At 25.8% G+C, this 4916-nt stretch carries 5 protein-coding genes and 1 tRNA gene; 5 read left to right on the top strand and 1 reads right to left on the bottom strand.

Going from position 1 to position 4916, the window contains the following annotated elements; translation table 11 throughout:
- From H9660_RS15680 to H9660_RS15695, 4 genes are all read left to right on the top strand, one after another.
- Positions 1 to 76 (top strand) — tRNA-Ala (locus H9660_RS15680).
- Positions 77 to 263: 187 nt separating this feature from the next.
- Complete coding sequence (locus H9660_RS15685; protein ID WP_191751310.1) at positions 264 to 431, top strand: hypothetical protein; 168 nt, start codon at positions 264 to 266, stop codon at positions 429 to 431.
- 128 nt (positions 432 to 559) lie between these two features.
- A complete protein-coding gene (locus H9660_RS15690; protein WP_191751311.1) occupies positions 560 to 1003 on the top strand; it encodes a hypothetical protein in 444 nt (147 codons plus the stop codon).
- A 25-nt stretch (positions 1004 to 1028) separates the two neighbouring features.
- Entirely contained in the window at positions 1029 to 1490 is a 462-nt protein-coding gene (locus H9660_RS15695; RefSeq protein WP_191751312.1) for a VanZ family protein, read from the top strand.
- 5 nt (positions 1491 to 1495) lie between these two features.
- On the opposite strand, the gene cls is transcribed toward H9660_RS15695, so the two are convergent.
- Positions 1496 to 2953 (bottom strand): cardiolipin synthase, encoded by a 1458-nt coding sequence (cls, locus tag H9660_RS15700; RefSeq protein WP_191751313.1) that lies wholly within the window; start codon positions 2951 to 2953, stop codon positions 1496 to 1498.
- 297 nt (positions 2954 to 3250) lie between these two features.
- On the opposite strand from cls, the gene H9660_RS15705 reads away from it, so the two are divergent.
- Positions 3251 to 4792: an AbgT family transporter gene (locus H9660_RS15705; RefSeq protein WP_191751314.1), complete on the top strand. Its 1542-nt coding sequence runs from the start codon at positions 3251 to 3253 to the stop codon at positions 4790 to 4792.
- Positions 4793 to 4916 lie beyond the last annotated feature (124 nt).

Here is a 4916-nt window from a genome sequence, read left to right on the forward strand (position 1 = left end):
GGGGGTATAGCTCAGTTGGGAGAGCACTTGCCTTGCACGCAAGGGGTCAAGGGTTCGAATCCCTTTACCTCCACCAAGAAGTTATGAAAATAACTTCTTTTTTTTTGTTTTAAATAAAATATATATAAATGTCGAAAAAGTTTAAAAAATTTCTAAATTTTTAATTAGGAATAATATATAAAATAATATATAATTAATATAGTATATGAATATAATTAAAATAAAAAGTTTTAAGGAATGATCCTTAAATGGGGAGTGTTGGTATGAGCAAAAAGGATGAGTTAGAGCAAAGACTAACAAATTTAAAACTAGAAAAAAGAGAATTAGTTTTAGCAGGAAAAAGTACAAACATAATAGATGAACTTATAAAAGAAGTAGAAAATGAATTAGAAAATATAATAAATAATAAACCTAGTAATAGATCTAAATAAAAATTTAGGTCTATTTTACTTTTGATAAAATATGTGGCCTATTAAAAGATACTATGAATAATTCAATAGATTTTAGCATATTAAATTGTAAAGGAATAATCTTTCTATTTAAAGAGGAGGAGTAAAAAATGATAAGAACTTTTGTATGTGAGAAAGATGGATGTAGTGGGAATATATTTTATTTAGAAGGTAATGAAGAGAATTTAAATTTAATTTGCTCTCAATGTAAATCAAGGTATAATATAAATGTAACGAATAAGGATTATATAATTATACCAAATTGTTCAAATTGTAGTAGTGAAACATTTAAAGTTTATAGGGATATAGAAAGAGATGATATATATCTTAAATGCTCTCAGTGCGGTTCTGTACCTGAGAAGTTATATATTGATTCGGATGGAGTACAAGTTTCTTACGAAGCTAAACTTTTAAATGATATAAAGCAAATAATGAATTTAGTAGAACAAAGAATCTATAATTTAGAAGTCAATGTTAAGGATTTAGAAGGGGGGCAAAATATACTAGAACAATCGTTAGCATATATCAATAGATACTTAGTTGAAAAAAATTAATTTATAAATAACATAGGAGAGATTTATGAACAAAAATAAGAAGATACTATCCTGGAGCATGGTAATTTTATGGATGGGAATAATATTTTTTATGTCGCATCAACCAGGAGAAGTTTCAAGTAGTCAAAGTGATTTGGTTTTAAAGTTATTCAAATTTATAGGAATAGAGTTAAATGATTATTTGGGGGAATTAGCTACTTTTATTATTAGAAAAGCAGCTCATTTCTCAGAATATATGATATTATTTTTATTAGCATATAATGTTTCTAGATATTACAAAATTAAAGATAAAAACATCAAATTTTATTTAATTATATTTGTATTTTTATATGCATGTTCAGATGAATTTCATCAATATTTTATCCCAGGAAGAAGTATGGCTTTTAAAGATGTATTAATAGATACATCAGGAGGAATATTTGGGTGTATAATTGTATCAATTATTGAAAAATTTAAATTAAGTAAAAAATATAGACCAGCTAAATAGTTGGTCTATAATATTGAGGATAATAATCTAGAAAATCCATCTATTAATTTATTTAATAAATTTCTATTTTCATATTCAGCATAACTAAAAACCCTACATTGATTAATTAATCTGTTAAAGATCTTATTAAAATTTTTAGTTATATCTTTATTATAAATAATAGTATTAATTTCATAATTTAATTCAAAACTACGAATATCCATATTAGCTGTTCCAATAGTGCATATCTTATTATCAATAGTTATTAATTTTGAATGTATAAATGCATTTTTAGTATATAAATAAATTTTGGCTCCTGTCCGTTGTAATTCAGCTAAATATGTTTGTGAAGCTCTATTTACCGCAAAATGATCTGCTTTTTCAGGAAATATTAAGGAAATATCTACTCCGCTTAATGATGCAATTCTTAAAGCATCCATTAAACCTTCAGATGGAATGAAATATGGAGTGATTATATTAATAGATTCTTTTGCCATACTAATCATTTTAATTAGTAGTTGAAGTATACTTGGATATTCAGAATCAGGTCCACTTCTAATTAACTGCATTGGAATTTTGTCATTACAAATATGAGTTTTAAAATAATTTTCTATATTATTTAAAACAGATATTTCTTCATTATTATATTTCTTTATAATTGAAAAATCATCTAAAAAAACAGATTGCAAACCTAAAACGCAATCTCCCTCAATCATTATATGGCAATCCTTCCAATCGCCTAATTTACCTAATCCTAAATATTCATCGCCTATATTTATTCCTCCGATAAAAGCATATTTACCATCAATAATAACAATTTTTCTATGATTCCTATAATTAATTTGTGTATTTATCAATCTTAATAAAGGAGCTAAAACATACGAGTAGAAAGCTATATCTACTCCTGCTTTTTTTAAGTCTTTAATGTATTTTTTACTAAGTTTTATAGAACCAACTCTATCAATTACAAATCGCACCTTTATACCATCTTTAGCTTTTTTTATTAAGATATCTTTAATTTCATTACCTATTTTATCATCTTTAACTATATAATATTCAAGATGAATATGATCAGTAGCTTCTAACATCTTTTCTTTTAATATATCAAACTTTTGAACTCCTCCATCTAAAATAGTAACTTTATTATTTAAAAAAAGAGGTGAGTATGAATTAGAAGCTAGAAGTTTTATAATTTGTTTATATTCATTTAATATTTCGTTTTTTTCTATACTGGCAAAGTTGGTTAAATTAAAAATTTGTTCTTTAACTTTCCTATCTAATGTGTTTATTTTCCAATTACGACCTAGAAAGATAAATAATATTAATCCAATTGGAGGTAAAATCATCAATACTAATATCCAAGATAATGTTTTTTCAGGTCTTTTTTTACCAAAGGGAATGATTATAAATAGTATAAATAAATTAATTATAAACGATATACAAAAAATAATCTTAAATGCAAGTATTTTAAAAACCTCCTTCAAATTATGTAATAGTAAATTTTATAGATATATCCTAAAAATAAACGTAGTATTAATAAGAGTATAATATTAAGTATAACCTATATTTGATATTCTTAAGCTATTAAATGTTTGGATAAAATATTAATAATATAAATATGAATTTTTTGATAAATTTTAATATAATTAATATATTAACTTGAAAATATAACAAAAAATATATATAATGTGCTTATATTTTGTCAAAATATAATTAATAATGAATTAAATAAATATTGAATTTTATATGTTAGCTAATTTGCATATAAAGGGGGAAAACAAATGAAATCTAAAGATAAAATAAATGACTCTAATAAGGGAATATTAAATTCAATAGAGAAAATAGGAAATAAACTTCCACATCCTGCTACAATATTTGTTATTCTTTGTGGAATTATTATAGTAGTATCAGCTATTATGGCAAGAATGGGTGTATCTGTTACATATACAGGCCTAGATAGAAGTAGTATGGAAATAAAAGAAATGACTTCTACTGTAGTTAGTTTATTAACGCCAGAAGGAATTAGATATATGTTTACTTCTGCAGTTAAAAACTTTACTAGTTTTGCTCCGCTTGGTACAGTTTTAGTAGCTTTACTTGGTGTTGGAGTTGCAGAAGGGACAGGGCTTATAGGTACTTTATTAACAAAACTTGTTACAAGCACACCAAAAAGATTAATAACTGTTGTTGTAGTATTTGCTGGAGTTATGTCAAGTATAGCGTCAGATGCTGGATATGTTGTTTTAGTTCCTCTTGGAGCAATTGTTTTCTTAAGCTTTGGAAGACATCCAATGGCTGGATTAGCAGCTGCTTTTGCTGGAGTATCTGGAGGATATAGTGCTAATTTACTAGCCGGTCCAACTGATGCATTATTAGCAGGTATTTCAACTGAAGGAGCAAAATTATTTTCAGCTGATGCTTTTGTTGGAACAGCAGATAATTGGTATTTTATAATAGTATCAACTTTTTTAATAACTATAATTGGAACATTAGTAACTGAAAAAATAGTAGAACCTAAGCTTGGTCAATATAAAGGTGATGAAAAAGCAACGATAACACAAATTACAAGTGAACAAAAAAGAGGATTGAAATTTGCTAGTATATCAGCATTAATATTTATAATAATAATGCTAATATCTTTACTTCCAAATGGAGTTTTAAGAAATCCACAAACAAATGAAATTCTTAATTCACCATTTATGGATTCTATAGTAATAATAATTGCTTTACTTTTCTTTATTCCTGGAGTAGCATATGGAATTGGTTGTAAAACAATTAAAAGTGATAAAGATGTTATAAATTTAATGGGAAAAAGTATGTCAACAATGGGGGGCTATATAGTACTAGTTTTCTTTGCAGCACAATTTGTTCAATACTTTAGTTATACTAATATAGGTATTGTAATTGCAGTTAATGGAGCTAACTTCTTAGAAGGAATAGGATTCACTGGAATTCCGTTAATTGTTTCATTTGTTATATTAACAGCTTTTATAAATTTATTTATGGGATCAGCTTCGGCTAAATGGGCTATAATGGCACCAGTATTTATACCAATGTTAATGAATTTGGGAACTTCACCTGCATTAGTTCAAATGGCATATAGAATAGGAGATTCTTCTACTAATATAATATCTCCATTAATGAGTTACTTTGCATTAATAGTTGCTTTTGCAGAAAAGTATGATAAAAAGTCAGGTGTAGGTACGTTAATAACAACAATGATTCCATATTCAATAGCATTTTTAATTGGATGGACAGTTTTACTTATTATATGGTATATGTTTGGATTACCTTTAGGTCCTGGAGTTGGAGTAACTATATAATTTAATATTTAATTTTAGGCTATATCATTTAGATATAGTCTTTTTTGATGTATAGACCAGTTATAAAAAGTCAATACTTTTTTAAAAAATTCTTTTATTAAATAAGGGTATACTTAAGAAACCA

It is taken from the genome of Clostridium gallinarum (genome assembly GCF_014836325.1).
Lineage (GTDB): Bacteria > Bacillota > Clostridia > Clostridiales > Clostridiaceae > Clostridium > Clostridium gallinarum.

Coding starts and splice junctions, on each gene's coding strand:
- H9660_RS15685 (WP_191751310.1), top strand. CDS start 264: ATGAGCAAAAAGGATGAGTTAGAGCAAAGACTAACAAATTTAAAACTA.
- H9660_RS15690 (WP_191751311.1), top strand. CDS start 560: ATGATAAGAACTTTTGTATGTGAGAAAGATGGATGTAGTGGGAATATA.
- H9660_RS15695 (WP_191751312.1), top strand. CDS start 1,029: ATGAACAAAAATAAGAAGATACTATCCTGGAGCATGGTAATTTTATGG.
- H9660_RS15705 (WP_191751314.1), top strand. CDS start 3,251: ATGAAATCTAAAGATAAAATAAATGACTCTAATAAGGGAATATTAAAT.